32 protein-coding genes and 1 riboswitch are annotated in these 26,915 nt (G+C 47.8%); of the genes, 12 read left to right on the top strand and 20 right to left on the bottom strand.

Translation table 11 applies throughout. From position 1 onward, the window contains the following. Positions 1–38 precede the first annotated feature (38 nt). The 3 genes from EIZ58_RS29955 to EIZ58_RS33955 all read left to right on the top strand — a co-directional run bounded on the left by EIZ58_RS29955 (position 39) and on the right by EIZ58_RS33955 (position 1,477). Positions 39–896, top strand: a complete 858-nt coding sequence (locus EIZ58_RS29955) for an SDR family oxidoreductase (RefSeq protein WP_134704665.1) — start codon at positions 39–41, stop codon at positions 894–896. 42 nt (positions 897–938) lie between these two features. Continuing rightward, the gene (gene sspK, locus EIZ58_RS29950; protein ID WP_134704664.1) at positions 939–1,079 is read left to right on the top strand and encodes a small acid-soluble spore protein K; all 141 of its coding nucleotides are present in this window, start codon (positions 939–941) and stop codon (positions 1,077–1,079) included. Between the two features lie 260 nt (positions 1,080–1,339). Next, positions 1,340–1,477: a hypothetical protein gene (locus tag EIZ58_RS33955; protein WP_167578046.1), complete on the top strand. Its 138-nt coding sequence runs from the start codon at positions 1,340–1,342 to the stop codon at positions 1,475–1,477. Between the two features lie 183 nt (positions 1,478–1,660). Here EIZ58_RS33955 and EIZ58_RS29945 read toward each other — a convergent pair whose 3' ends face one another. From EIZ58_RS29945 to hutU, 12 genes are all read right to left on the bottom strand, one after another. Next, the gene (locus EIZ58_RS29945; protein WP_134704663.1) at positions 1,661–1,972 is read right to left on the bottom strand and encodes a DUF4260 family protein; all 312 of its coding nucleotides are present in this window, start codon (positions 1,970–1,972) and stop codon (positions 1,661–1,663) included. Between the two features lie 46 nt (positions 1,973–2,018). After that, positions 2,019–2,750, bottom strand: a complete 732-nt coding sequence (locus EIZ58_RS29940) for a FixH family protein (protein WP_167578045.1) — start codon at positions 2,748–2,750, stop codon at positions 2,019–2,021. A gap of 105 nt (positions 2,751–2,855) precedes the next feature. Continuing rightward, complete coding sequence (locus EIZ58_RS29935; protein ID WP_134704661.1) at positions 2,856–3,278, bottom strand: universal stress protein; 423 nt, start codon at positions 3,276–3,278, stop codon at positions 2,856–2,858. After that, positions 3,271–4,206 carry a S66 peptidase family protein gene (locus EIZ58_RS29930; protein WP_134704660.1) on the bottom strand — a complete coding sequence of 312 codons (936 nt, stop codon included), beginning with the start codon at positions 4,204–4,206 and terminating at the stop codon, positions 3,271–3,273. Before EIZ58_RS29930 ends, EIZ58_RS29935 begins: the two co-directional genes overlap by 8 nt. Before the next feature lie 13 nt (positions 4,207–4,219). Then, positions 4,220–4,414, bottom strand: coding sequence for a hypothetical protein (locus tag EIZ58_RS29925; RefSeq protein WP_134704659.1), 195 nt, complete (start codon positions 4,412–4,414; stop codon positions 4,220–4,222). A 212-nt stretch (positions 4,415–4,626) separates the two neighbouring features. Then, positions 4,627–4,765, bottom strand: a riboswitch (cyclic di-AMP (ydaO/yuaA leader). An 85-nt stretch (positions 4,766–4,850) separates the two neighbouring features. Continuing rightward, entirely contained in the window at positions 4,851–6,359 is a 1,509-nt protein-coding gene (locus EIZ58_RS29920; protein ID WP_167578044.1) for a leucyl aminopeptidase, read from the bottom strand. 285 nt (positions 6,360–6,644) lie between these two features. Then, the gene (gene ytzI / locus EIZ58_RS29915; protein ID WP_134704657.1) at positions 6,645–6,791 is read right to left on the bottom strand and encodes a YtzI protein; all 147 of its coding nucleotides are present in this window, start codon (positions 6,789–6,791) and stop codon (positions 6,645–6,647) included. A 37-nt stretch (positions 6,792–6,828) separates the two neighbouring features. Beyond that, a complete protein-coding gene (locus EIZ58_RS29910) occupies positions 6,829–7,785 on the bottom strand; it encodes a cation diffusion facilitator family transporter (protein ID WP_134704656.1) in 957 nt (318 codons plus the stop codon). 10 nt (positions 7,786–7,795) lie between these two features. Continuing rightward, the gene (locus EIZ58_RS29905; protein WP_134704655.1) at positions 7,796–8,104 is read right to left on the bottom strand and encodes an ArsR/SmtB family transcription factor; all 309 of its coding nucleotides are present in this window, start codon (positions 8,102–8,104) and stop codon (positions 7,796–7,798) included. 101 nt (positions 8,105–8,205) lie between these two features. Beyond that, the gene (hutG, locus tag EIZ58_RS29900; protein WP_134704654.1) at positions 8,206–9,186 is read right to left on the bottom strand and encodes a formimidoylglutamase; all 981 of its coding nucleotides are present in this window, start codon (positions 9,184–9,186) and stop codon (positions 8,206–8,208) included. Next, positions 9,179–10,453 carry an imidazolonepropionase gene (gene hutI, locus EIZ58_RS29895; protein ID WP_134704653.1) on the bottom strand — a complete coding sequence of 425 codons (1,275 nt, stop codon included), beginning with the start codon at positions 10,451–10,453 and terminating at the stop codon, positions 9,179–9,181. Before hutI ends, hutG begins: the two co-directional genes overlap by 8 nt. Positions 10,454–10,464: 11 nt before the next feature. Further along, positions 10,465–12,114: a urocanate hydratase gene (gene hutU, locus EIZ58_RS29890; protein WP_240689462.1), complete on the bottom strand. Its 1,650-nt coding sequence runs from the start codon at positions 12,112–12,114 to the stop codon at positions 10,465–10,467. 104 nt (positions 12,115–12,218) lie between these two features. Between hutU and EIZ58_RS29885 the strand changes: the two genes are divergently transcribed. The 3 genes from EIZ58_RS29885 (at position 12,219) to EIZ58_RS29875 (ending at position 15,414) form a co-directional block, all read left to right on the top strand. After that, positions 12,219–13,823, top strand: coding sequence for an amidohydrolase (locus EIZ58_RS29885; RefSeq protein WP_134704651.1), 1,605 nt, complete (start codon positions 12,219–12,221; stop codon positions 13,821–13,823). A 134-nt stretch (positions 13,824–13,957) separates the two neighbouring features. Further along, positions 13,958–14,551 (top strand): IMEF encapsulin system ferritin-like cargo protein, encoded by a 594-nt coding sequence (locus tag EIZ58_RS29880; protein ID WP_134704650.1) that lies wholly within the window; start codon positions 13,958–13,960, stop codon positions 14,549–14,551. 14 nt (positions 14,552–14,565) lie between these two features. Continuing rightward, a complete protein-coding gene (locus tag EIZ58_RS29875) occupies positions 14,566–15,414 on the top strand; it encodes a family 1 encapsulin nanocompartment shell protein (RefSeq protein WP_134704649.1) in 849 nt (282 codons plus the stop codon). 47 nt (positions 15,415–15,461) lie between these two features. Here EIZ58_RS29875 and EIZ58_RS29870 read toward each other — a convergent pair whose 3' ends face one another. The 3 genes from EIZ58_RS29870 to EIZ58_RS29860 form a co-directional block, all read right to left on the bottom strand. Further along, positions 15,462–15,917 carry a hypothetical protein gene (locus EIZ58_RS29870; RefSeq protein ID WP_134704648.1) on the bottom strand — a complete coding sequence of 152 codons (456 nt, stop codon included), beginning with the start codon at positions 15,915–15,917 and terminating at the stop codon, positions 15,462–15,464. A 98-nt stretch (positions 15,918–16,015) separates the two neighbouring features. Further along, on the bottom strand, positions 16,016–16,792 hold the full coding sequence (locus tag EIZ58_RS29865) for a hypothetical protein (protein WP_134704647.1): 777 nt from the start codon (positions 16,790–16,792) through the stop codon (positions 16,016–16,018). Between the two features lie 9 nt (positions 16,793–16,801). Continuing rightward, the gene (locus EIZ58_RS29860) at positions 16,802–17,254 is read right to left on the bottom strand and encodes a flavodoxin (RefSeq protein ID WP_134704646.1); all 453 of its coding nucleotides are present in this window, start codon (positions 17,252–17,254) and stop codon (positions 16,802–16,804) included. A 133-nt stretch (positions 17,255–17,387) separates the two neighbouring features. On the opposite strand from EIZ58_RS29860, the gene EIZ58_RS29855 reads away from it, so the two are divergent. Next, positions 17,388–18,359, top strand: coding sequence for a nuclease-related domain-containing protein (locus tag EIZ58_RS29855; protein WP_134704645.1), 972 nt, complete (start codon positions 17,388–17,390; stop codon positions 18,357–18,359). Positions 18,360–18,655: 296 nt separating this feature from the next. Here EIZ58_RS29855 and EIZ58_RS29850 read toward each other — a convergent pair whose 3' ends face one another. The 3 genes from EIZ58_RS29850 to EIZ58_RS29840 form a co-directional block, all read right to left on the bottom strand. Then, entirely contained in the window at positions 18,656–18,997 is a 342-nt protein-coding gene (locus tag EIZ58_RS29850; protein WP_134704644.1) for a phage holin family protein, read from the bottom strand. 84 nt (positions 18,998–19,081) lie between these two features. After that, complete coding sequence (locus EIZ58_RS29845) at positions 19,082–19,528, bottom strand: hypothetical protein (protein WP_134704643.1); 447 nt, start codon at positions 19,526–19,528, stop codon at positions 19,082–19,084. Between the two features lie 122 nt (positions 19,529–19,650). Beyond that, positions 19,651–20,100 (bottom strand): YhcN/YlaJ family sporulation lipoprotein, encoded by a 450-nt coding sequence (locus tag EIZ58_RS29840; RefSeq protein ID WP_134704642.1) that lies wholly within the window; start codon positions 20,098–20,100, stop codon positions 19,651–19,653. 122 nt (positions 20,101–20,222) lie between these two features. Here EIZ58_RS29840 and EIZ58_RS29835 point away from each other — a divergent pair, with 122 nt between their 5' ends. From EIZ58_RS29835 to sleB, 4 genes are all read left to right on the top strand, one after another. Next, positions 20,223–21,038 (top strand): DUF2935 domain-containing protein, encoded by an 816-nt coding sequence (locus tag EIZ58_RS29835; RefSeq protein WP_205672415.1) that lies wholly within the window; start codon positions 20,223–20,225, stop codon positions 21,036–21,038. Positions 21,039–21,144: 106 nt separating this feature from the next. Beyond that, positions 21,145–21,846 carry an LbetaH domain-containing protein gene (locus tag EIZ58_RS29830; RefSeq protein ID WP_134704640.1) on the top strand — a complete coding sequence of 234 codons (702 nt, stop codon included), beginning with the start codon at positions 21,145–21,147 and terminating at the stop codon, positions 21,844–21,846. Continuing rightward, a complete protein-coding gene (locus EIZ58_RS29825; RefSeq protein WP_134704639.1) occupies positions 21,847–22,566 on the top strand; it encodes a DUF421 domain-containing protein in 720 nt (239 codons plus the stop codon). Between the two features lie 101 nt (positions 22,567–22,667). Beyond that, the gene (gene sleB, locus EIZ58_RS29820) at positions 22,668–23,726 is read left to right on the top strand and encodes a spore cortex-lytic enzyme (RefSeq protein WP_240689461.1); all 1,059 of its coding nucleotides are present in this window, start codon (positions 22,668–22,670) and stop codon (positions 23,724–23,726) included. Between the two features lie 14 nt (positions 23,727–23,740). Here the strand turns inward: sleB and EIZ58_RS29815 are convergent, their stop codons facing one another. After that, the gene (locus EIZ58_RS29815) at positions 23,741–24,967 is read right to left on the bottom strand and encodes an NAD(P)/FAD-dependent oxidoreductase (RefSeq protein WP_134704638.1); all 1,227 of its coding nucleotides are present in this window, start codon (positions 24,965–24,967) and stop codon (positions 23,741–23,743) included. 178 nt (positions 24,968–25,145) lie between these two features. On the opposite strand from EIZ58_RS29815, the gene EIZ58_RS29810 reads away from it, so the two are divergent. Then, entirely contained in the window at positions 25,146–25,955 is an 810-nt protein-coding gene (locus tag EIZ58_RS29810; RefSeq protein WP_134704637.1) for an undecaprenyl-diphosphate phosphatase, read from the top strand. Positions 25,956–26,097: 142 nt separating this feature from the next. Here the strand turns inward: EIZ58_RS29810 and EIZ58_RS29805 are convergent, their stop codons facing one another. Then, the gene (locus EIZ58_RS29805) at positions 26,098–26,361 is read right to left on the bottom strand and encodes a hypothetical protein (protein ID WP_134704636.1); all 264 of its coding nucleotides are present in this window, start codon (positions 26,359–26,361) and stop codon (positions 26,098–26,100) included. Positions 26,362–26,915: the final 554 nt, after the last annotated feature.

The raw sequence follows: 26,915 nt of genomic DNA, 5'->3' as shown, positions 1-26,915 counted from the left end.
ATATTACACAAAGAAAAAACCTAAAGGAGAAGATATCCATGACTAAAGGAGCCGCTTTTCCTCCCCAACATCAAAACCAAAGACCAGGCATCGAAGTTGAAATGGTTCCTAGACCCCTAGCTGAAAAGCCAGGTCATACGGGAAGCGGGAGGCTTACTAACAAAGTAGCGATTATCACAGGCGGGGACAGTGGCATTGGTCGGGCCGTTGCCTACGCGTATGCGGATGAAGGTGCAGATGTAGCGATCGTTTATCTTAATGAAACAGTGGATGCGGAGGAGACTAAACAACATATTGAAAGCAAGGGACGACGTTGTTTGCTATTTTCCGGAGATATCGGGGATGAAAGCTTCTGTAAGCAGGTGGTCGAACAAACCGTTCAACAGCTAGGCCAGCTCGACATCTTGGTGAACAATGCAGCCGAACAGCATCCTCAAGCCAAGATTCAGGATATTACCGCCGATCAGCTAGAGCGTACCTTTCGGACGAATGTGTATTCCTTTTTTTATTTTACGAAAGCCGCTCTTGGGTATCTCCCTGAAGGAAGCTCGATCATTAATACGGCATCCGTTACGGCCTACAAAGGAAATGAACAGCTGATTGATTACTCGGCTACTAAAGGGGCCATCGTCACCTTTACACGCTCCCTATCCTTACAGCTGGCCAGCTCAGGTATCCGGGTCAATGGAGTGGCACCTGGTCCGATTTGGACTCCTTTAATCCCCTCTACCTTTTCGGAAAACCAGGTCGCAACCTTTGGAACAGATACCACCATGAAGCGTGCAGGTCAGCCTGCAGAAGTAGCTCCTTGCTACGTCTTCCTTGCCTCCGACGATTCGTCTTACATGACAGGCCAGATGCTTCATCCGAACGGCGGCACAGTCGTGAATGGATAGCCCCGAGAAGGACACAATAAGCCAGAAAAGGAGTGAGATTCTATGGTAAGAAACAAAGACAGAAACTTCCCGCCAGATAAGAACATCGAAGACCCGAAAGCCAAAGCAGCCCACTCTCCCCTAAGGCCGAATGGACAAACCGCCCCCACTCCACAGGAGAGAATGGCGAAGAGAACAGAGTAGAAGCAAGAAAGGAGCCCAGGGTGGGCTCCTTTTATGTTCAGATCGATAGAGAAATAAGGATTGTGCTCCTTATGGTACCTCAACCGAGCAATTCGCTAGGTTCAGGGCACGATTCACGGGCTTGCGGTACCCCATTCGAGCGATCCGCCAGACCAGGGCACGATTCGCGGGCTTGTGGTACCTCAGGTGTTCCAACTTCTTGAAATCATTACCGGTATGTAAGTAAGTAGCTGGATTTCGTGATCAACTGGAGGGTTGATTTGGAATTATACCAGGTACGTGAGCAAACGCCAGGCGATCGTGAGCAACTACCACTTTTCCGTGAGTATATCCGAAATTTCGTGATCATCCGGAGCCGAACGCGAGCGATAGGGTCTAGAAATCGACCAGGAAAATAAAAAAACGTAATTACTTAAAAATCAGCTTGATAATGGAGGCTCTAAACGAGATTTTAATGGCACTCATGAAAAACTAGACTAAAATTACTCAAAACCTGAAAAAACTTAAGCAAGCGGTACCTCATCCGAGCGATCTACCAGCTTCAGGGCACGAACCGCGCACTTCCCGAGCAATCCAGCCTTTCACCCCGCCACTGCCAGCCTGCCTAGCACGCGATCCATCCCAATATGAGCCACCCAAATCAGTCCAATCATCAAAATCGCATCATGAACAGCAAGACCTATAATGATTAATAGCATGGGTACTATATAAGTATGAAAAAGGTTGTAAGCCATAGACCCTATTCTTTTTCCATATAAAAAACCAATCTTCGAGATGTCCGGAACTAGCAGAAGCAGAAAAAAAGCGATCCAGCTAAAATCCATGTAGGCATAGAAATAAATGGCGACAACTACCATTGAGAGCCCCTCGAGCTTGAATAAAACTTTATCCATTTTTTCAACACTCCAGCTTTTTAATTAGTTGATTAACTAACTCGCACTAGTCCACGACAAAGCTGTTTTCTTGATGTTCATGAAGCTCGCCTTTCTCAACATGGGTAATCACCTGGTAATTTCCGCTTTCCTCGGGAACGATTTCTGCACGATATTCACCAGGTTTGATTTCTGCGGCATCAACGTAAACATGGTTAGGACCTGATCCTAACCAATATTCGAATTGAACCCTTGCTCCTTCAATCGGTTGGCCCTCTTTCATGAGGTGAGCCATAAGACGTTGCGGCTGTTTCGCTTTAGCCCCTTGCTCGGCCATGAAGTGGATCGTAACTCCATGATGGTGGTGGTGATGTTGGGAAGAAGGATCGGCTTGCGGCTCCTCGACTTGCGGCTTTTCCTCTTCTCCTGTAACGGGAATTTCCACTTGCTGCATCACATGCATATCTCTAGCTGTAACATGGTAAATAACAAAGTATCGGCCTGGTTCGTGAAACCTTTCCTTCATAGAATAGACCCCATCGCCTTGATGCTCCGCTTCCACCATATCGTGCTTTTCCTGACCTTCCTTCCAAATCTCAAACTCTACCTCTTGCGCATCCAGCACAGGCTTGTCTCCTTGCATGACCTGGACACGAATCGTCGTAATCTCTCTAGCTTTGACCTCTTCTGGCTCTAGCCCAAACTCCACAGTAACTGGCAAAACTGGTTCCGGCTCATTCGTCCCAGTGCACCCTGCTAGAAACACAGATAAGAAGACTATCCATATGAATTTATACATGATAAGGGCTCCTTCTATGACAATAATCTCTCCTTTCTCCATCCTACCCTATTTAGAAGGAAGAAAAAATGACCCGATAGGGTCATTTTTTGAGATCGGTTGTTTTTACTTTACAATCATTACCGGGCACTTCGACTCATGTAGCACTCTCTGGCTTACACTGCCCATCAGTACTTCCGAAACTCTTCCTAAGCCTCTGCTTCCCATTACAATTACATCGAACTGACCCCGCTTGGCATGACTGGTAATCTCGGAGGCAGGATCTCCCCATGCGACTTCTAATTCATAGTCAAGTCCTTTTGCCTGGAGTAGGGCTTCTGTTTCCTTGAGTGCGTCATGGGCCTGATCTTCTAATACAGAGAGCACATTGAAATTGGCTTCCAGCAGCTTACTTCGCGAAGGCATCGCCGAGCTCACGTGCATCAAGGTCACCTTGGCTTCTGGCATCTTTTCTGTGAGCTTCAGCGTATGTTCCACTGCTCTACGTGCATGGGCTGATCCATCTGTAGCTAACAAGATCTTATACATGAGGCTTCACCGCCCCTTCGAGAAACTCCAGCCAGCCTTCGTGGGCATTGATTCTGGTTTGGATGCCTATAGGAAGCGTGAGATTAGGCTGACAATGTCCAGACTTCAACCCATAATAGGCAGGAATGCCAAGGGGCTTCACGATATCGTTTAGGACCTGGTGAATGGTGAGGCTAGGCTTATCTGGCTTAGGGTCTGCTTCACTAAAATCGGTAAAGACAATGCCGCTCGCTTTCTGCAGCTTGCCTGCTAATCGGAGCTGGGTCAGCATGCGATCAATGGAGTAGGGTTCTTCTCCGACATCTTCAAGAAACAGAATTTTATTCTCTGTTTCAATCTCGAATGCCGTGCCTAGAGTTGCACTCAGTAGGCAAAGATTCCCTCCCACGAGCTCGCCCTCTGCCACTCCCTCCGTAATACAGAACTGGAACCATTGGCTGGAATAGCGCGAAACCGGTGATGGATCGGATAAATGCTGGAATAAGGTGGGCCAGGTTAACGGATCCGGATTATCCGCTAGCTCGGCTACCATCGGTCCGTGAAAGGTTAGTAGCCCGGTATGCTGATGAATAGCCGTATGTAAGGCGGTAATATCGCTATACCCGACAAAGATCTTAGGGTTTCTTTGGATTAAATCGTAGTTAATCGACTCGAGAATCCTCGGAGTCCCGTATCCCCCGCGAAGACAAATGATGGCATCCACCTCAGGGTCCGCGAACATACCATTGACCTCGGAAGTACGCAAGTCATCCGTGCCGGCCAAGTAGCCATATTCCGCTTCAACGGTTTCTCCTAACTTGACTTTATATCCGAGCTCACGCAAGATCTGTAACGCTTTTTCCCTTCTTCCTTTCTCTACAGGACTAGAAGGGGCAATCACCCCAATGGTATCCCCCGGTTTCAATGCCTTGGGCTTGATGATGGACATTTTTAACCTCTCCCTACAACCTACGAATACTCTTGATCTGAACGTCCGTTACGGTATTGATTTCCCCTGTTTGCAGCGTAATCTCGGCCATACATCGGTCCGGGCTGATCCAGCTGAGAGTACCTTTGATTTTCCCATTCGTTTTGGTTTGAATCTCGATCTGATGGCCTAAGCTTTCTTGAAGCTGCCTTCTCATTTCCTCATTCATTAGAAAGCCTCCCCTGTTTGTCACTAAAGAAAACTTGGCTGGCGCTGAAACTCCACTTGACATTCTTTATGTCAAGTGAGTTGTGCGGCAGCCTAGTTGCACTTATGCAGATAAGGAATTCTAGATATTTTATAAATTCTTATCTGCTAAAGAAAAAAAGAAGCCCTGACGAGGGCTTCGCTCTTTGCTTCATTGCACAGCAAAAAACAACGATTGCCTCTCTCGGTACGCTTACGAGGTTAGCTGACGGATTCGGGTAGTAGAGTCACCCTGCTTGGTTTGCACCAAGGTTCACCCCATATGGACAAATGGTTCCCCCGTTCCTAAAAAAGGATTCAGCGAGCAAGACAATTTGGATTGATTTGCTGATAATGATACTCCTCAAGGAAATGATTGTAAAGGGTTAGATCGTAAACAAATCCCGACATTTCCTCCCCTAGCTCGAGTGATGACGGATGGCCAGCTGCAAGAGCGTTCTCACGGCTACCCCCGTGGCACCTGCCGGGTAGTGTCCTTTGTCTTTTTTTGTGGTGGCGGTCCCTGCTATATCCAAGTGAACCCAAGGGGTATCCTCAGCAAACGCGCCGATAAAGATGGCCCCTTGAATACATCCCGCTGGTCTTCCTGCGTCATTTTTAAGATCAGCAATTTCGCTATCAATATACTCTTGATACTCTTCAAAGTTCGGAAGTTCCCATACTTTTTCCCCTGCGATCTGAGCTGCCTCCTTGACTTCGTCCGCCCACTGCTCTTCATTCGTTACGAGTCCCGTGGCCACATGGCCGAGGGCGGTAATGACCGCACCGGTTAGTGTCGCGACATCCACAAGCTTCGTCGCTCCCAGGTGCTTCGCATAAGCTACTCCATCCGCAAGAATCAATCGGCCTTCTGCGTCCGTATGAATAATTTCAATGGTTTTTCCTGCAAAGGATGGGATCACGTCTCCTGGCTTCAAGTTGTTGCCGGCAATCATATTTTCACAGGTCGGCACGACAGCAATAATATTTACATGTGGACGAAGCGCGCCAATGGCATCCATAGCCGCGATGACCGCCGCTGCTCCTGCCATATCTGTCTTCATATCTCCCATGCCCTCATCTGGCTTGACTTGGATGCCTCCAGTGTCGAAGGTCACTCCTTTTCCAATAAACCCGATCGTGTCTTTGGTTTCTGGGGCACCCATATACTTCATCACAATCATTTTGGGATCATTCACACTAGCCTGTCCGACCCCTAGCAGCGCTCCCATTCCCAGTTCTTCGATCTCTTTCTTATGTAAAATGGTAATATCCAGATTCCGCTGATGGGCAATTTGCTTGGCCTTCTCGGCAAGGATAGCCGGTGTCATCCGATTACCGGGCTCGTTGACTAAATCGCGGGCAATATTGGTGGCATAAGACGCTGCTTGAGCTCGCTCGATCCCTGCCCGGATGGCATCTTGTCTGAGCTCTCCGTCGACAACCAAGGTGAAGTCTTCAATCTCTTGCTCTCGCCCTTCTTTTCTCTTATATCCTGAGAATTGGTATGTACCCAAAAGAACACCTTCCACTACGCCTTGAACAATATCGACCGGATTCCAAAGCGTTTTCTCCATATAATAGTTGGAAATGCCAAAGGTAATATTGCGGATGCCTTTTTGCTTAGCATATCGGCCTGCAAGACCTATACCATCTCGAACCCTTTCAACCGTCAGCTTACTTTCTTTTCCCATTCCGATGACAAGAACACGTTTTGCAGGGATTTTGCCCCAATTATGAAGAAGGACGATCTCCCCGAATGTCCCTTTGATTTCTTTCTCCGCAATCAGCTGGGAGATTCGATGTCCAAGCGCTTCATCCACTGCTTTCGTATAGCCCTTAACTGTATCCTGCCCTTCGCAATAGCTTACAACTAAGCAATCGGTTGCAATAGAAGAAATGGGTTCAGTTGAAATTTTCACGTTCATATACATGCCTCCTCGAGCATAATACCAAACAATTCCAATATAACATTAAGCGCTAGCGTATGGTAGATATAAAAGAAAGAGCTCCTCTTTAGGAAGGAGCTCTCTTATTTTACCACTTTAAGGTCTTGGCTAATCGGAAAAACTTCTTTTTCGCTAAACTCTGTGCTTTTAATCCGAAGAAATAGTTAAACATCTGAACCGCCTCCGTTGGTTGGTTTTCTTAATTTGATTGTACTATGGGCGAATGATGTTTTCAATGGTATTTTGTATTTGGTATACCAGAATTCATCTTTTCGTCACATCTTCTTCTGATTCCGGAATTTCGTCAATGGAGTGCTTATAGGAATAGCCTGCGTTAAGATACCACACAGCTAGACCAATCATCCCCACGCACATGAGGACAACAAGAATCATGACGGCAGTATAGGACATGGTATGTACTCCTTTCCGTTTAGTTTAGGGGAGGCCCTCACACTCGCAAATCTCCATGCTGTAATTGGGACTTTTCCACTTGGATCGTGGTATGCATGATCTTAAACTGCTGTTCAATTTTATTAATAGCTTGCTGTAGAATATCTTGGCTATCTCGATCATCTTCAATGGTAAGATGACAGCTTAATGAATCGAGTCCGGATGTGATGGTCCAGATATGCAGATCATGCACATCGATGACTCCATCAATCGACCCTAAGGCCAGCTTCACTTCTTCCTGATCCACCGTGATCGGTGTTCCTTCCATTAAAATATGGACCGTATGCTTAATAACGCCCCAAGCGCTGCGAAGAATCAGGAGCGATACAATAACACTGATAATGGGATCGGCGATATACCATTCGAAGAAAAACATTACGGCTCCAGCCATAATCGCTCCAACTGAACCTAGTGCATCCCCAAGGACATGCAGGTAAGCACTGCGCATGTTCACATTGTCTTTGACGTCCCCTTTAATCATCAGGGCCCATGCGCTTAATAGATTGGCCAATAATCCGATGGAGGCAATCGCCATCATGGTTCCGCTGGCAACCGTTGGCGGTGCCCAAAAGCGGTGATAGGCCTCCCACATAATAAAACCGGCAATCAAGAACAGCGTAATGCCATTAAACAAGGCGGCGAGAATCTCAAATCGGTAAAATCCATAGGTTTTATTAGGAGAAGCCGGGCGTGTCGCAAACCAGATGGCAAATAAGCTCAAAGCAAGAGAACTGGCATCACTCAGCATGTGCCCTGCGTCAGAGAGTAGAGCCAAGCTGTTCGTGACAAGACCCCCAATAAATTCCAGCAGCATAATTCCTGTCGTGATAAGGAGTGCGATAATAAGGCCTTTCTTATTTCCTTCCCTGGTATGATCATGATGGTGGTGACAGTGACCATGCCCGTGACCATGATCATGGTTATGATGATGGTGATGCCCATGATGCGAATGCATAAGATCCCCTCTATTCGTGCGTAATATGATGAATCATCTGTTTCAGGATGGTAATGACATGCTCATCATCGATAGAATAATAGAATGTCTGGCCTTCTCTTCTGTACCTGACCAATCGAAGATTGCGAAGAAAGGAGAGCTGGTGCGAGACGCCCGATTGGGTCATTCCCAGAACGTCGGCAATATGTCCCACGGAGCATTCTTCCTGCGAAAGGAGGTATAATATCTTTATGCGGGTGGGATCCGCAAGGGCCTTAAAAGTAAGAGCGACCTCATTGATAATCTTGGATTCTAAAAAATGGTGTTCCTGCTTCTCCATCTGACCTCTCCCTTCCTTAATGATAGTATATGAACATCTGCTCATATATTGTACTCTATTTTTTGGAAAAGGAAAAGAGGCCCATGGCCTCTTTTATGTATTCAATATTTCCTTTGGGTATACCCGCATAAAAAGTTTAAGATCAGATGGACCCCCGTTTTGACCGTGATTCCATTCGCTAAGTCCTTTGTTGGATCAAGCTCCACAAGATCCATAGCGCCTACCTTCTGTTGCTTTCCTAACCAGTAGACCGCTTCAAACAGCTCACAAGTAGACAGCCCTCCTGGGGTAGAAGCGGGAACACCCGGAGCAAAGGCCATATCGAGAACATCCATATCCACCGTTAGATAAATAAAATCCACCTGATCTCGCAAGGAACGAAACGCTTCCTGCACAACCTTCGTAATTCCTCGACGCCTCACCTCTCTCACAGTATAATATCGAACCTTATGCTGTTCGGCATAGCGCTTTAATGACACAGAATTATAGTATCCGTGAAGACCAATATTCACGACATGCTGTCCTTTTACGGTTCCTGATTCAATCAATCCTCGGATCGGCGTTCCGTTGGCTGCGCCACCCGTACTTAAGTCCCGCAGATCAAAATGAGTATCAAATTGAAGAATTCCGATCGTTTTTCCTTGATGAACTTCCTTTATTCCTTGAACAAGCGGGCAAGTGATCGAGTGATCACCACCCACGATAATCGGCAGAAAAGGGGGATTGTGCTTAAGAGCTTCTACTATCCCCTGTTGAATATGCTGATGACAAAGCGGGATGTCCGTCCAATGCATTTTCACATCTCCGATATCTACAATCCGCAGACTCTTTAAATCGATATCCCAATCAATATTATAGGTAGAGAAATACTTCCAAGCTAAGCGGATCGCTTGGGGGGCCTCACACGCACCGGAAACTGAGATGGAGGAACGAGAGAGAGGGGCCCCTAACAGCCCCACATCAAAGGATTGACTCCCCTCCTGTCTACGAATGAGCTGATTCATTTTCATCTCATCGGCTTGACCCAGCTCCTCCCCATGGAGGATGGGGGGTGGGACAATCCATTGATAAGAACTAGACACAGAGAGTACCTCCTTTAACTACCACTTGCCCGTTTTTGATCACGGTGTCCACGAGATTGACTCCAAAGTTGTACTGCAAATAAGCGTAATTCGGCGCATCAAACAAGACTACGTCTGCTTTTTTGCCCTTTTCTAAGCTCCCTACTTGCTCTGCTCGCCCAATTGCATGGGCTGCATTAATCGTTGCAGCAACGAGCACCTCTGCTGGGCTCATGCGCATATTCACACAGGCGAGGTTCATGATCAGCGGCAGGGACTCGGTCGGTGATGATCCGGGATTGCGATCCGTAGATAACGCCACTGCTAGACCAGCTTCAATCATTTTTCTTGCCTTAGCTGCTTCTTCCTTTAAGAAAAAGGCCGTACCAGGAAGAAGGACCGCAATAACACCAGCCTTCGTCATCTCTTGAATGCCTTGATCCGAGGCTTTGAGAAGGTGGTCTGCAGATACAGCACCCACCCAAGCCGCGAGTTCCGCTCCGCCGAAGGGTACGATTTCGTCGGCGTGAATTTTCGGCTTTAACCCAGCTTTTTTTCCCGCTTCAAGGATTCGCTCGGATTGCTCCACAGTAAATACGCCTTTTTCACAAAAGACATCGCAGAACTCAGCTAACCCTTCTTGAGCCACCTTGGGCAGCATGACATCGATCACAAGGCTTACATACGCCTCTGGATCAGACTGATATTCGATGGGTACCGCATGGGCCCCCATAAAAGTAGAGACCACATCCACCGGATGCCGCTGATCTAGCTGGCGAGCGACCCGCAGTTGCTTGAGCTCATCTTCTACAGTGAGACCATAGCCACTCTTTGCTTCCAAGGTGGTGACACCATAGAGGAGAAAGCGATCTAATCTTTTTTTGCTTTCTTCGAATAATTGCTCCTCCGAGGCCGCCCTCGTTTGCTTGGTCGTAAATAAGATCCCTCCCCCTTGCTGAAGGATTTCCATATAGCTGGCTCCCTGCAGCCGCTTTTCCCATTCTTGCTCGCGGCTCCCGGCAAAAACCACATGGGTATGGGGATCGACTAAACCGGGGGTGACGATTTTGCCTGTGGCATCCAGGACAAACGGCTCGACCGACAGCGAATCGATATACCGCTCGGCCTCTTCCCTTGGGCCGACAAACGCAATAACCCCATCCCTCAGCACCAAGCCACCGTTTTCGATAATCCCTAACTCCGACATCTGCCTGCCCTTCTTAGGGGCTTGTGAAGCCCCGCTGACCGTAATCAATTGATTCGCGTTCTTGATATAGATGGCTTCCATTTTATCCGCTCCTAATCTAGCATCGGCATCTGGATCCCTTTTTGCCTGGCTGTGTCGACGGCCTTTTCGTAACCGGCATCGGCATGGCGGACCACGCCCATCCCTGGATCTGTCGTCAAAACACGCTCTAGCCGCTCAGCAGCATCAGAACTTCCATCGGCGACGACGACCATTCCCGCGTGGATGGAATAGCCCATGCCGACCCCGCCTCCGTGATGCACCGATACCCAGCTGGCTCCTGCAGCGGTATTCAACAGAGCATTTAAAATAGGCCAATCAGCTATGGCATCGCTTCCGTCTTTCATCGACTCCGTTTCCCGGTTGGGGGAAGCAACCGAGCCTGCGTCCAAGTGGTCCCGACCGATAACAATAGGGGCAGACAGCTCTCCAGACGCCACCATATCATTGATGATTTTTCCAAACCTCGCTCTTTCCCCATAGCCCAGCCAACAGATTCTAGCAGGAAGACCTTGAAAAGCGATTCGGTCCTGGGCCATCCGGATCCAATGGCAAAGGGAGGGATTATCGGAAAATTCACGTAGAATGACCTCGTCAGTTTTATAGATGTCCTGTGGATCACCGGATAGCGCTACCCAGCGAAAAGGCCCTTTTCCCTCGCAGAACTGAGGCCGAATATAGGCAGGAACGAAGCCGGGAAACAAAAAGGCTTGCTTCACTCCTTCATCAAAAGCAACCTGACGAATATTATTGCCATAGTCAAAGGCAACCGCCCCTTTAGCCTGCATCTCCAGCATGGCTTGCACATGCACAGCCATTGAAGCCTTAGCTCGCTTGATATATTCTGTGGGATTGGATTGACGGAGCAGGGCTCCTTGCTGCAAGGTCATTCCTGCAGGGAGATAACCGTTTAAGGGATCATGAGCAGAGGTCTGATCCGTAATGATATCGGGGATAAAGCCGCGTCCTAGCATATCGGGCAAGAGTTCCGAGGCATTGCCAATCAGTCCGATGGACAGGGCCCTTTTTTGGGCTTTGGCCTCCTCCGCCAATCGAAGAGCTTCTTCCAACGAATCAACCACCTTATCGCAGTAGCGAGTTGCGATTCGTTTTTCTACCCTTGTACGATCGACTTCGATTCCAATTAGAACCCCACCGTTCATCGTGACCGCCAGGGGCTGAGCTCCGCCCATTCCGCCCAATCCGGCCGTCACGGTTATCGTCCCTTGCAGCGTTCCTCCGAAATGCTGCCTGGCGCATTCCGCAAAGGTTTCATAGGTTCCCTGAACAATCCCTTGGCTTCCAATGTAGATCCAGCTTCCAGCAGTCATCTGACCAAACATCATGAGCCCCTTCCGATCTAGCTCATGAAAGGTCTCCCAATTAGCCCATGCTGGCACCAGGTTGGAGTTGGCAAGCAGTACCCTTGGGGCATCCTTATGGGTGCGAAAAACAGCGACCGGTTTGCCGGATTGGATCAGTAAAGTCTCATGATCCTCTAGTTCCTTGAGACTTTTGATAATTCGCTCATAGGCCGGCCAATTTCTCGCGGCTTTTCCAATTCCTCCGTACACAATCAGCTGGTCAGGATGCTCGGCGACATCCGGGTCCAAATTATTCATGATCATGCGAAGCGCCGCTTCCTGGGTCCAGCCTTTGGCTTGAAGCTTGGATCCTCTCGGTGCCCGAATGGGTTGACCCATCTTCATCTCCCCCTCTGCTTCCTGTTCTTCTCTCTATCTTACGAGGGGGGACACGCTGTTTATGATATAGTGGAATTAAACCTTTGGATGAAGGAGAGAACCTCATGCAGAAACGCTTACTGATCAACGGAAACTTTTATCTTTCCGGACCTTCTAAACAAAAAGTTGAAGCGCTTTATATAGAGAATGGCAAGATTGCAGCCCTAGGCACGAATGATGAACTGAAGCTGCAATGGGGACGTCCCCAGGTGGAGCTGGTGGACTTGGAAGGGGCTTATGTCCTCCCCGGACTGGTGGATAACCACCTTCATTTGCCGGCCCATGGGATGAAACTATCCACACTGGATTTATCTGGAGCACGGTCAAAGGAGGAAATGCTGTTCTTAGTTCAACAGAGAGTAAACAAGACCCCCGAAGGAGAATGGGTGATCGGCTTAAACTGGAATGAAAACGCCTTTGAGGCCTCAGTCATCCCTACCCTAGAGGAAGTGGATCAACTATCTGAACGGCACCCCATCTTTTTATCCCGGACATGCTCCCATGCTCATCTAGCTAACTCGCTTGCCTTCTCCCGGGCAGGAGTTCATCCGGACACAACGGACCCGTCAGGCGGCTCCTATGGCAGACATGCGGATGGGCGCTTGAACGGTATGATTTATGAGCTAGCATCCGAGGCCTTCTATGCAGCGCAGCCTCAGGCCGATTACAACATGAAAAAAGAATTCGTTCGCATCGCCATTCAAGATGCCCTTCGCCTCGGCTTATCCGCTGCTCATACCGAGGATTTGCGTTATCTGGGAGATCTTCCTACCGTCTTGCGCATTTATAAGGAGCTAAAGGAAGAAGGCTTGTTTTTCCGTACCCACCACCTGATTTATCATCCACACCTGACCGAACTAGACGAGCTTGGATTAACGGCAGGAGATGGAGATGAGTGGCTGCGGATTGGTGCAGTTAAAATCTTCTCCGATGGCGCCATTGGTGGCCGAACCGCGTTTCTCAGCCAGCCCTACCATGATGCCCCTCATACCTCAGGGATGGCGATGCACTCACAGGAAGAGTTGAACGAAATTACCCGCCAAGCCCGTACGCGTAAGATGCCCATCGCGGTCCACGCGATTGGCGATGGCGGAGCAGATATGACCATCCAGGCTATGGAGACCTATCCGGTCCAGCAAGCGACCCGCTATCGTGACCGACTGATTCACGCCCAGGTTTTGCGCAAAGACTTAATCGAACGCCTTCAGTGCTTGCATGTGGCCATCGATATCCAGCCTCGCTTTGTCGCCAGCGACTTTCCTTGGGTATTAGAGAGAGTAGGTGCCAGTCGAAAAGACTATCTGTATGCTTGGAAAACCCTACTCCAAGCTGGCCTATTCTGTGGAGGGGGAAGCGATGCCCCTATTGAACCACTAGATCCTCTGCTCGGGCTGCATGCAGCCGTGACGCGAAGACGTCCCGCAGAAACCCACGCGGGCTACTTAGAAAACGAGAAGCTGACCATGTCGGAAGCCATTCGCCTCTTTACGGTTGGCAGCGCGCAAACGGCATGTGAGGAGCATGAACGCGGACGAATTTCTGAAGGGTATTATGCGGATCTGACCATTTTGGATCGCGACCTTTTGCAGGTGGACCCCGACGAGGCTTTACAAGCCAAGGTGAAGATGACGGTGGTCAATGGGGAAATTGCTTATCGTGACCGTGGATGAAATAACCGGAAAACTCCGGTTATTTTTTTGTGTTTAAATTCAGTTAATTTCACCTGTTTAGAATAGGTCAAAACTGGTTAAGCTTTAATTAGTAGAATAGTAGATTACTAAAAAGGAGGGCTGGTTACTCCCCCATGCAACAGGACTTATCCGTTTTATACGATATCTTTTCCCGTACCCAGGCTAGCATCGGAGGATTTATGTCGATTCTCACTCCGGTTATTACAAATGCACAAACCGAACATGAACGTTTATACTTCCATCACATCTATGAAGAAGAAGAGCAGCGTCTAGATCGGCTGGCCGTGTTCCTTCCGAAGCTGGCAGGCTTTTTGGAAGAGGCGGATACGGCAGATTACTCTAGTACGACCTTCATCACTCTTTTACAGGATATTAATCTAGAGAAGTTTGGTCTTCATAATTTTCTCGAGCACCTTGAGCTGTCGCTGTTTGAGTTCCAAGATGAAGAACGCGCGGGGACACTACAGCCAATGCAAGAAACGACTCGTTCCGATTACCTAGTGGTAAAAGAAATACTCACCCGAATCAACGAGGAGTTCCTTCCTCAAGTCAATCACGTCAAGATATCCGACACCCATGCGGTTCAATCGGCAGCGCACGGGCATGAACATGATCATCATCATGAGGTACCTAGCGTCCCAACTGCGTCTCTTGTAGCCGCACGAAAAGGACTTAGTGTAGGAAGCTTAAAATCATTTAGGGTGTAAGGAGGAAATAACAGATGGACAAGCATATTCGATATCCAGATTCCCCGCTGGATACCCAGCACTGGGGACGCATGGACCAAACGGTAATTGAGGCGGCAAGAAGGCAGTTAATTGGACGACGTTTTATTGATATCTATGGACCTCTAGGAGAAGGATTGCAAAGCGTCAGCAATGATATTTTTGAAGAACCCCAGGGCGGCGGAATCAGCTTGCGCGGAGAAACGCTAGAGATGTCATCTCCCACGCGGCGTACGAATCTATCGATCCCTATGCTTTATAAAGATTTTGTGCTTTATTGGCGGGACGTAGAACAAGCCAAAACACTAGGCATGCCCATTGATATGAGCCCCGCGGCCAATGCGGCGATTCAATGTGCCCGACTTGAGGATGATCTTATTTTTAATGGAAATGCGGAGTTTGATTTGCCCGGCTTAATGAACGTAGGAGGTCGCCTGACCCATATTCTAAACGACTGGATGAAATCAGGAAAAGCCTTTGGAGATGTGGTAGAAGCTATTAATAAACTTCAGCAAATGGGACATGTTGGACCGTATGCTTTGGTACTTTCCCCTGAGCTCTATGCTCTTCTTCACCGAGTTCATCAAGGAACACATGTATTGGAAGTGGAGCATGTTCGTGAGCTCGTAACCGACGGCGTCTTCCAATCGCCCATGATCCGCGGGAAGGCAGGAGTGGTTGTTGCGACCGGTCAGCATAATCTGGATTTAGCGGTGGCTGAAGATTTTGATACAGCCTTCCTTGACCGGGATAATATGAATTATCTATTCCGTGTTTATGAAGCGGTTGTGCTGCGTATTAAGCGACCCAGTGCGATTTGCACCTTGCATGATCAGGAAGTTTAACATAAAAAAGAGGTCCGGATATTTCCTTCCGGCCTCTTTCTTCTATCTTATGCGATTTTGCCTTTAACCAGCTGGATAACATTCTGCTTCTCTGCAGACGGCTCCATATCCCCAATATCCTCGATAACTTGTGCAAGCTCCTTTTCGAATACGGGGTTCGTCGAGCCTTCATTCAACTCAACAAGCCGTTTGGCATATTTCAGCTTCTCCGCGGTCTTCTTCTGCTTCACGGCTTGATTCTGCAGCTCATGTATGCGCTTATGGCTAGCCTCGTAAATTAAACTAACATCATCAATATGGCAAATATAACTTTCCCCTTGTTCGGTCATAAAGGACAAGGTGTAAAAAAGATGCCCGCTCATTTCTACACTCGTGATCACAGCATGAGGGAACTGTTCTCCACTTCGCAAACGAATATATCCAACTTCAATTGCGCCTCCAAGCTTGCGTTCATTATTCAAAACGGTATACATGTCTGACAAACCTTGAATCGGATAACCCATTTGATTCCCTCCTGATAGTCGTTGTTGATATAATCGATATTGATTCTCAATAACAGTCTATCAAGCCTTACTCTTTCTGTCAATAGTGAAAATCACTATCATTCATAAAGGTAATTTCGGATTTCTCGGTCTTGGGGTACCCAGTCGCGGTGACATTTTTTCTTGAAGGGACACATGCTGCAATCCGAAAAAGACTTGGGTCTCATGTAGCTGTCTGTATTTTCAAGGATGTCTTTCGCCAGGTGAAAATAAGCTAACGCTTCCGCTACACTTTTTTCGCTCGGGTAGTACTGATGCTCTTCTCCAGTCAACAGATTGACGATATCGATCCGCTCTGGCACAGTTTGAAAGGCCTTGTTGCAAAACAGAGTCGCCATATGATGATAACTTACATAAAATTCAGCATCCGCATCCAAGACGTATTTCTTGAGGATAAAGCCTTCGCCCGACCAATCAGCAACTTGAAGGGTCATGGATAAATCGATCTCTAGCTCCTTGATTTCCGTTCGAAACTTTTCCAATAGAAAGAGCGGCGGCTCGATCCGCTTATCCTTCAACAAGTGGTGTAAAAGATGGCTCGTAATCTCTCCAAGTACCGTCAAGTAATGAACCCTTGACTGAAACAGATCTACCCTTTTCACCCAATAACGATGAATGGACTCGAGAATTTGAACAGAGGATCTCCCTTCCACAGGACATTGATAAAACTCGCGAATCACTTGATTTACCGTGTATTGAGCCATATGCCGCCAGGACGGATAGGACGATTCTTGCCCCAGTAAATGCCGATAATAAAATTGGTAAGAGCACCTCATGTAATCCTCCAAATGATAATCAGCAATGGTCTTTATGGAGACTACGGTCTTCTTTTTCATCCTTCTCACCTACTTGATGCCGAGAAACTGTGAGGCAAAACGCTTCCCGAAATTTTTACACTCCTCTACCTCAGGGCCATACGGGGACATCTCGATCTTTAAACCTCCTTGAACAAGCTCTGCTCCTAGCTCCTTGACTTTCGTTTCTAATATATCTACGGCCGCGCAATAATGAATATACGCATGATCTCCGGATCCGAATACCGCAACCTTTTTTCCGCTTAGGTCTAGGTTATTCATGTCTTCATAGAAATCTAAGAATTCATCAGGGAGTTCCCCATCCCCCCAGGTGTAGCTGCCAAGGAGAATTCCTTCATAATCCAACAGGTCTTGGGGGGTAGCATCCATGATCTCTTTAAGCTCAACCCGACCGCCTGCTTCCACGATTCCTTCTTCGATTAGCTTTGCTATCCCTTCCGTGTTTCCTGACATACTGGCATAGATCATTAGGAATGTACTCATAATACAGGCACCTCTCTCTACGATAATGATTTTCATTATCTATATAATAATGATAATGAGAATTGATGTCAACTAAGAAGTTCGTTGAAGGGGTTAGCTGCGCCTGTTATAATTTGGATGAAAGGAGACTGACATGATCATAAAAACCCGAGAAACCCCAATTTTATTGCAGCAAGAAGAAGCCCTCAAGCGACGACTACCTGCGTCACACCCCCACTATGAAGATCTTTCCTACAGCATTGCCAAAGGCCGCAAAGGACACGCTGGCGAAAAACAAGTAGATTATGAGGTAAGCTTTCTCCCTGACCGAGACTACTTGATGTTTCAGGACCTACGCCTAATGGTAGGGTCCAAGAGAGCCTTTCAGATTGATCTCCTCATCCTCTCTCCTCACTTAGCCATTCTCATCGAAACCAAGAATATCTACGGGAAGCTTTTCTTTGACCGCTTTTCCAAGCAAGTGATCCGTACCTACAAAAATAAGCAGGAGGGATTTCCCAATCCCATCCTGCAAGGAAGAAAGCATCAGTCGTTATTTCAAGAATGGCTGGTCACCCATCAATTTAGCCGAATGCCGGTCGAGCATTTGGTTGCGATTGGCGATCCCGCTACCATCGTAGAGACAAACGACAATGCCATTTTTCAAAAAGTGCTGCATGCCGCTCACATTCCCGATAAGATTTTGGAGCTTCACGAGGGGACGGCTCAGGCCCTGCTTAACTCGAATGCCACCGAGCAGCTGAGTAAGCTTCTCCTGGACAAACATACTGTATATTATACGGATGTCCTGAAAAAGTACCGGGTCGATCCTTCTCAACTTATTGAGGGAGTCCTGTGCCCAAACTGCCAGCTTCCAGGGATGGCTAGAGGCCACTCCGCTTGGCATTGCAGTGGATGTGGGGGCCGCTCCAAGGATGCTCATGTACAAGCAGTTAGGGATTATCTGCTCTTGTTTGGCAGCATCACGAACGAACAGTGCCGCAGGTTTTTGAAGCTGAGCTCTCCAGATACCGCAAAACGGATTCTGACCTCCCTCAAACTTCCCTATAGAGGGTTATATAAGGATCGGACTTACCTGCTGTGGGATACCCCACCCTCTATTTAGGCCCCTTTCGCTCGTCACTTGCCGGTAAGTGAGCCTTAGATGCCGGTAAACGGGGCAAGTCGCTGGTAAAACAAAAAAGTCGCTGGTATTTTCTTGTGATACCGCAGAAGTCCAAAGAAAAAAGGGGTATTTTGTGTAAAATACCCCCCATGTCACGCTGCACTTGACACTTTTTCCCCTAATTTGCCGGTATTCTATCAAAATTCGCCAGTACACTCTCCATTGTTGCCGGTAGACCAGCCAAAATCGCCGGTACCAGCCCTATTCCCGCCAGTACTATCAACCAGCCTGCCAGCCTACCTCTCCCTCACCATCGCATTTAAAATCGAGCTGACCACCGTCGTCAGGATGGCACCAAAGAAGGCAGCCCAGAAGCCTGTAATATCAAATCCTGGCACAAGGGCGGAAGTAAACCAATACGTCAGAGCATTAATCACTAAGAGAAAAAGACCTAACGACATAATGGTTAAAGGCAGGGTGAAAAAGACCAGGATCGGGCGTACGATCATGTTTACCAATCCAAGAATAAGGGCGGCAATGAGGGCGGTTCCGAATCCGCTAATCGTAATCCCTGCTAGCAGCCAGTCTGCAATAATTAAAGAAAACCCAGTAAGAAACAATCGAATCAGCCAATTCATTCTCGTTTCTCTCCTTTACGTCTCATTACACACCATTATATCACGAAATGGAAAAAGCCTCCGTAACAGGAGGCTCTTCTTTTATTAGGCAGTGTCTTCATCGTCTGGCTTCTTATCCATGTTCTCACTAAACTTATTGAGTTCATCTAAAAAAGCTAGCGAGCCCGATCCACTGCCTACACCTGTTAGGCCGCCAAGACCACCGGCTGCTCCTCCTAATCCTCCTAATCCTTTAAGTAAGCCTGGTCCAAATAAGGAAAAGAGCTTAAATAATGGAATTAATCCACCTAGTGCTCCGCCTATGCCTCCAAGGCCTCCAAGTGCTGGGCCTGCTGCTCCTAAGCCAGGGAACCCAACTTGCTTGACTTTTTTGGGATCCATGCGGTTAGCCTTGATGACCGCTTTGTCCCCCTTTACCCCTTCAATCGTTAAAAGAAAGGGTTGCCCCTTTTTTGACATATAGACCATTGGCTTTCCTTTAAGCTGCTTTGCCACAGCTCTCATTTTTTTGATACTTTTTTTCTTGGACATGGTATCATCACCTCTTTCCTTTCTTTCATAGTATGGAAAAGGTGGACAACAGGTAACGGCGTTCGTCTTGAGTCGAACAACTCTATAAAAAAAGGGCTGAATCATTATCAGCCCTTTTCTCATTAACGTGCATTGGGGAATATTCTGCGAATCATTTCGTTAAATTCAGTGAAAATCCCAGCTACAGGTCTTCCTTGCTGAAGATGGGTCGAGTAGCCTCTCATGCGGTTTACAAAATCGGGATTCGTGGACACATACACATTTTGAATCGTGGGATCCGTCATTTTTACCTGATTGGCAATGCGGCTCTCAATCTCTCTTGTTAGGGCTCCCTCTGCATTGTTCATAAGGGAAGCCGCTACATAAGCGTTTCGGTTTGTCACAATGACGTTGGCCGCACGGACTTCAGCCATGTTTGTAATCTGGTTAGCCGCTGCGCTAGCCACGGTCATTTGATTGGTTTGGACTCCTTGCTGCTGTTGTTGCGTACGCGCACCCATTCCGCAACCTGCCAAAGATACAGAAGCTAGGCTCACTAGGAGGGTCAATTTCACTGCTAGAAGCTTTCTCATAAGGAAACTACCACCTTTCTCATAATTTAAAGTTTAGTGGGTATTTTCCCCCCCTCTTTCCATTTCATACATTTATTTTGGACGAAGAGAATAAGCTGTAAGGAATCTATAGGAATGGAGAGATGACCGTGAAAACTGCAGATTTTCAGCAGGCAGCCCTGTTCGAGCATCGTTTCTGGCTGCAGATTTTAGGGGATCATGCTCGCATGCTTCTTGATCAGCTATCTCCAAAAGAACAGGAAGAGGTTAATAAAGCCCATCATTTCATCCAAGTCTTTGATCAGCTGTTGCAACAAGCACGCCAAAATCTTGCCGGTGAGGATTTACATACGCTCACATCCAGAGCGAAGACCTGTGCAGAGGAAATCAGAGCCTGGAAGCTTCATCTAATCCGGCGGCATTTGACTGAAAAACTAGCGATTGGGTTTCCTCCATCCTTCCTAAACCACATGGTAAACGAAGTGGAGGAGTACCTTCGGATACTAGAGTTTTTGGTGAAAGGCTCCATCCCCCCGCCGATGCACCCCATTCATCATCACCTAGTCTGGCTACTTGATGCAGCCGGCCATGCTGCAGGGATCGCAGGTGACCTCGATGCGGTAGAAAAAAAGCTAAAAAAGAAAAGTGAGCACTTTGCGATGCTGTTTGAGGATCTTTATATTAAAGCCGTTGAAGTAGCCGGATTTATGCGTACAAGTTTAAAGCAGTTTCCTGCCCTTAACCGCTTCAACCATGAAGTCGAAATGGAGATTCTCCTCTTTAAGCAATTTCTAAGGGAGTTGGAGGGCCTCGAACTGCAGGACCAAGTTCTCAGCGCACTGGCCCCTCTCATTATGGATCACATGGCTCGTGAGGAATGCTACTATTTAACCAAGCTCGCTCAAGTGGGTGCGGCTCAGCCTACACAATGTGATCCCACCAAGCCTAGAACGGAATAAAAGACTCTGAGATACGCAGAGTCTTTTATCGTTTATTTGTAAAAAAAGGGATAAATCCCTTATTTTCAATGAAAACTAAAAAAAATAACAGTTGAGGTGTGTTTTGATGAAAACCAAAAACAAGTGGATTATGGGTTCTTCCTTAGCGCTCTTCGCTGGGCAAGTGGTCGGTACTTGGCTGCTCAATCGAAAGCCGCAAGTTCAAGAGAATACGGAAACGACCTTTAATCTCAACAAGGATTTTCCGACCATCCATCCCTCCTCTTACATCCATCCTCAAGCCTCTGTCATGGGACAAGTTCACGTAGGCGAGCGAGTCTTTGTCGGACCTTTTGCTTCCATACGTGGCGACGAAGGGCTCAAGATTCATATAGGGAGCCATTCCAATGTGCAGGACGGCGTCATTCTCCATGGACTTAAAAATTTTGATCATGGGGGAAATATTACAGAAAATACGGTGTTCGTGGAGGACGAGCCTTTTTCCATCCATATTGGAGAACGAGTCACGCTGGCTCATCAATCACAGGTACACGGTCCATCCCGAATCGAATCTGAGGTTTTTGTGATGATGCAGGCCCTCGTCTTCAACAGCTATGTTCAAGAAGGAGCCGTACTGGAGCCCGGTTGCCGTGTGATCGGTGTGACCATCCCGCATGGCCGCTACGTTTCGGCAGGCCGCATTATTACCAAACAAGAAGAAGCCAACCGCCTGCCGGAAATTACGCCGGAGTACCAGTACTATCAGTTCAATCAAAAGATCACCGATGTGAACCAAGAGCTGGTTACTGGGTATAGGAGGCAACAGTAAATGGAGCTCGCCAAAGATTTAATCCTGGTGATTGGGCGCATTTTCACGATTCTTCCTCTCCTGCTGGTGGTGACACTGGTCATGGGGAAGCGGTCCATTGGTGAACTTCCTATTTTCGATTTTCTAGTCATCATCACCCTCGGTGCTGTTGTCGGAGCCGACATTGCCGATCCTAAAATCAGTCATATCCATACAGTCGTAGCGATTCTTGCCATTGCCCTGTTACAAAAATTTGTGGCCAGGCTGGTTCTAAAACGCCGAAAAATCGGCCGGCTCATCACTTTCGAACCCACCATTGTTATCAAGGACGGCCAGTTTCTTAGACAAAACATCAAGGACATTCGCTACTCCATTGATAATATTCTGCAGATGCTGCGGGAACGCGACATCTTCGATATCCGAGATGTTCATCTTGGCATCGTTGAAGCGAACGGCAAACTGACCGTTCATAAGCAGCCTCATAAAGATATTGTCACTGCCGAAGACATGGGAATCAAAAAAGCCAAAGGCAATATGACCTATCCCGTCATTATTGAGGGAAAGCTTTACGAAGATGTGTTGCAGGCGTTAAGCCTGTCTGAGCAATGGTTCAAGGATGAACTAAAGCGTCGCGGGATTAAAGATCTGGACCGAGTATTTTTTGCCTCGGTAAGCGAGAAAAAAGAAATTCATGTGTCCTTGGCTAAGGATTTTCCCCCTGGCCCACCCGTTCATCATTAAGTTTTTTATCCCTAAATCCAAAAGAAAAAGAATGGAATTGGAACCATTGAAGAAAAATAAGGGAAAGCTCCAGGAAACAATTTATGCTTCAGGAGGAAACCATGAAAAAGTATCTATTGCTATTTTTCACGATTGCTTTAGGCTTCTTTTGTATAAGCATGGCTCTGTCATCGGTTCAAACGGAGGAGACCGCTGCTCAAGGGATTGTCAAGCGGGGGGCCGTAGGTGGACCCGTATGGGAAATTCAAGGCCGACTGCAGCACCTTGGCTTCTATAAAGGCAAAGTTGACGGAAAGTTTGGCTGGCAAACCTACTGGTCGGTTCGAAATTTCCAGCATCGCTTCGGCATGAAGGTGGATGGAACAGTAGGACCCAAGACAAGACAAAAGCTATGGCAAGCAACGAAGAATTGGAAACCAGGTACAAGCGGTACGGCCAGAGCTCAAAGCAATCCCGGAGGCAAAATCACCAAACGAGGGGCCGTCGGCGGTGAAGTGTGGGAGATTCAAGGAAGGCTACAGCACCTTGGCTTCTATAAAGGGAATATCACCGGAAAATACGGTCCTGCTACGGAGAATGCCGTACGCACCTTCCAACGCCGTTTCGGGATGAAAGTGACAGGAGCCGTTGGGCCAGATACCCGCAGCCGATTATGGAGAGCGTCGCAAAATTGGCCAGGCAATAGAGGCGGAGGAGGAGCTGCTGCGCAGAGGCCTGCTGCTCCGGCACCGGCGCCCGCACGAAATCCGGCTCCGGCTCGTCAGCAACCAGCCGCTGCCGCACCTACGTATAAGGCTCATGGCTATTCCGATAACGATCTCCGGATGATGGCGAATGCCGTATACGGAGAAGCAAGAGGCGAACCTTATGTCGGACAGGTGGCTGTAGCAGCGGTTATCCTAAACCGTGTACGCAGTGCTACATTCCCAAATAACCCGACAGGCGTTATTTTTGAACCCCGTGCTTTTACAGCTGTAGCCGATGGACAGATTTGGCTTTCGCCTAACGACACCGCGCGAAAAGCCGTTCAAGATGCACTTAACGGCTGGGATCCTTCCGGCGGAGCCATGTATTACTTCAATCCTGACACTGCCACTTCCGGTTGGATCTGGACCCGTCCCCAAATTAAGAAAATCGGGAAGCATATTTTCTGCAACTAAAACAAACAGCTTGCTCAGTGATCGAGCAAGCTGTTTTTTTCTCCCTGCCTTTCTCCCCCTTTTAGCTTATCGAGGACGAGCTTAAGCCCACCTATTCGATAGAGATAGTGATAATCTACGACCTTTTTTACGAAGGAGGCTTTACTGCCGTAGAGCTTTAAACCATAGACATTTCCGGCAGCCACCTTCTTTCCAATCGAAACGAGCGTTCCTTTGATTCGAGGTTCAAAGGCTTGGAGCGGTTTATTCCTTAGAAGAGCCAATAGGTTATGGGCACAGGCTGCACCCTGCTGCACCGCCATTTGTGCGGTCGGGGGGTACGGCCCCTCCTTTTTGCCATAAATAATGGAGCTGTCGCCAATTACAAATACATCATCGTGATCAGGAGGACGTAGATATTCATCGACCTTTAGCCTTCCTCGAACCGTTTCATGCTTAATCCTTTTGGTAATGGAATGTCCCCGCACTCCAGCGGTCCAAACTACGGTGGACGATCTGCATTCCTCTTGATCATGAAGAATCACGCCATCCGAAGTACATGCTTTTACAGGAGTAGACGTCTTAATGACTACCCCCTTTTTCTCCAACACTGCTTTCGCATATTCGGAAAGTTCCGGGTCGAATCCTGATAAAACCGTTGGAGAGGCTTCCACATTGGTGATTACCACTTTGTCTCGGTCTATCTGATATTCCTTGCATAACTCATCAATCCGATCGGCCAGCTCCCCCGCAAACTCCACTCCCGTAAACCCAGAACCGCAGATGACAAAATGAAGTCGCTCTGGCCGGTAATTATCCAGCTTACATCGCCTAAACATCCTCTCCACCTGATCTCTAATCGCTAGAGCGGTCTTGAGGTTTCGAATCACGTACGTATGTTCTTTCACCCCCGGGATTCCGAATGACTCAATTTCACTCCCTAAAGCCACAACCAGATAATCATAGGAAAGCCGCTGACCACCGCTCAAGTATACCTCTTTCTGGCCTAGGTCAATGGACTCCACTTCTGCCTTTAGTAGCTTTACTTTTTCTGGTTCAAGGACACTTTCTAGGTCAACCATACACTTATCCGTTGGACTGGTCCCTGCGGCCAGTTCATGTAACCAGGTTGTTATATGATGGTAACTATCTTTATTCACAAGAATGACTTCAGCTTCCCTCAGCTTCATTTTCCTCTGCAGCATAACCGCGGTAGATAAGCCTCCATAACCAGCACCTAAAATGACGATTTTTTTCTGCATATCTCCCATCCTTGCCCTCATAGTCAAATTTCTAATGGGCGATGGCCCAGTGCCTTTCCTTCAAGTTATGCACGGGCAAGGGAGATGTTTCTTCCAATCATTGAATTTCCATAGCCGATTTATGTATACTATCAAGGTAATCTCTTAAACTACTAAATCTCTTTTCAAGGAGTAACCCATGGACTTGCTCATTCTGCTAAAATTCGCTTTTTTAGGACTCTTGCAAGGCTTTACCGAACCGATCCCCATTTCCTCTAGCGGCCATCTTGTCATCGTTCAGCATTTATTTGGCTTAGTCATCGAAGGATTCCAATTTGAAATCCTTGTTAACACCGCTTCCCTGTTAGCCGTCCTGATTATCTATCGAGAGGACTTGCTGCGATTTACGAAGAACGGCTTGCGGTTCCTGACGACTCGGGAAAAAGAGTATAAAGCTGATTTTATGTTTATCGTGTTTTTAGTGATTGGAACACTACCCGCTGGGATCATCGGAGTATTGTTTAACGACCTGATATCCGACACGTTGAAAGGTATACATATGGTCGGAATCAGCTTGCTGATTACCGCCGTGGCCTTATGGCTCATCCGAAACCTCCGCGGACGTAAGCAAGATGCTGATCTGACCTGGAAGGATGCGCTTATCGTGGGCTTCGCCCAAGCCGTGGCCCTGATCCCTGGAATCAGCCGTTCCGGAGCTACCATCGTCGCCTCCATGGCACTCGGCATGAAGCAAGAAACCGCCCTACGCTTTTCCTTCTTACTCTATATTCCAGTCAGTTTGGGCGGGATTGTCCTAGAAGCTCCTGATCTGATTCGAGATTCTGGCGCAGGAGACATGTTCCTCCCTTATACCATCGCATTCGTATTATCCTTGATTGCTTCCTATTACTCCCTTCGATGGTTTATGGGAATCATGCAGCGCGGTAATTTAAAGTACTTCTCCTATTATTGTGTAGTTGCGGGGGCTTTGATCTTGATGTTCTTGTAGGGGCTGGTGATCCAGCTCCTTTTTTTGTTGGTGGGGGTGGGGGTGGTAGGCAGGTGGAGTGGGCAGGGCCGGGGGTGGCGGCNAGGTGGAGTGGGCAGGGCCGGGGGTGGCGGCGGGGCGGGCAGGCGGCTCTTTGTAATGATTACTGGATCGGGAGCAAAAGGGGCTGATTCGTGATCAAAGTAGGGTAATTAGTTGTAATCATTGCTGCTATGTTAGTATCCGCTGTGACTTCGTGAGCATCGGCTACCTTTCCGTGAGCAAGTGGATCAACTTCGTGATCAATTGGCAAATTCGGTGTGGATCTTGTGGCTGGCTGTACGGTTTGGAAAAAATAATAGCTAGAATAGGAAAAACGGCTACCCTCTCGGACTAAAAAGGCGGCCTTAGGTGATGCTCCAGCCAAAAAACCAGCTCGAAATCGCAGGAAACTTAAAAAAGGCTACTTGAAGTGCAGTTTGATTAGGATTAGCAAGCACGGCTAGGCGGCTATTTGCAATGATTGCCGAATTGGGAGCATAAGGCCCCGATTCGTGACCAAAGTAGGGTAATTAGTTGTAATCATTGTGGCTATGTGAGCATCCGCTGTGTCTTCGTGAGCATCGGCCATCTGTCCGTGAGCAAGTGGATGAACTTCGTGATCAAATCGAAAATTCGGTGTGGATCTTGTGGCTAGATGTGCGGTTTGGATAAAATAATAGCTAGAACAGGAAAAACGGCTGCCATTTCGGACTAAAAAGGCGGCCTTAGGTGATGCTCCAGCCAAAAAACCAGCTCGAAATCATAGAAATGGATAAAAGCTAAATGAATGCTACCTAAGTGCAGTTCGATCTCGGGCGGCCTTTGGGCCCTTCATCTCCGTTTGGGAGATACCACCCTCGTTTCGCGCTGAGATCCGGATCAGGGAATCAAATCTGCCGTTTGATGCCCTCAAACCCTGCTTAAGCCCGAATCAGGGAA

Source organism: Ammoniphilus sp. YIM 78166, from assembly GCF_004522215.1.
Classification (GTDB): Bacteria; Bacillota; Bacilli; order Aneurinibacillales; family RAOX-1; genus YIM-78166.
This window is presented reverse-complemented; position numbering and strand designations above follow the sequence as displayed.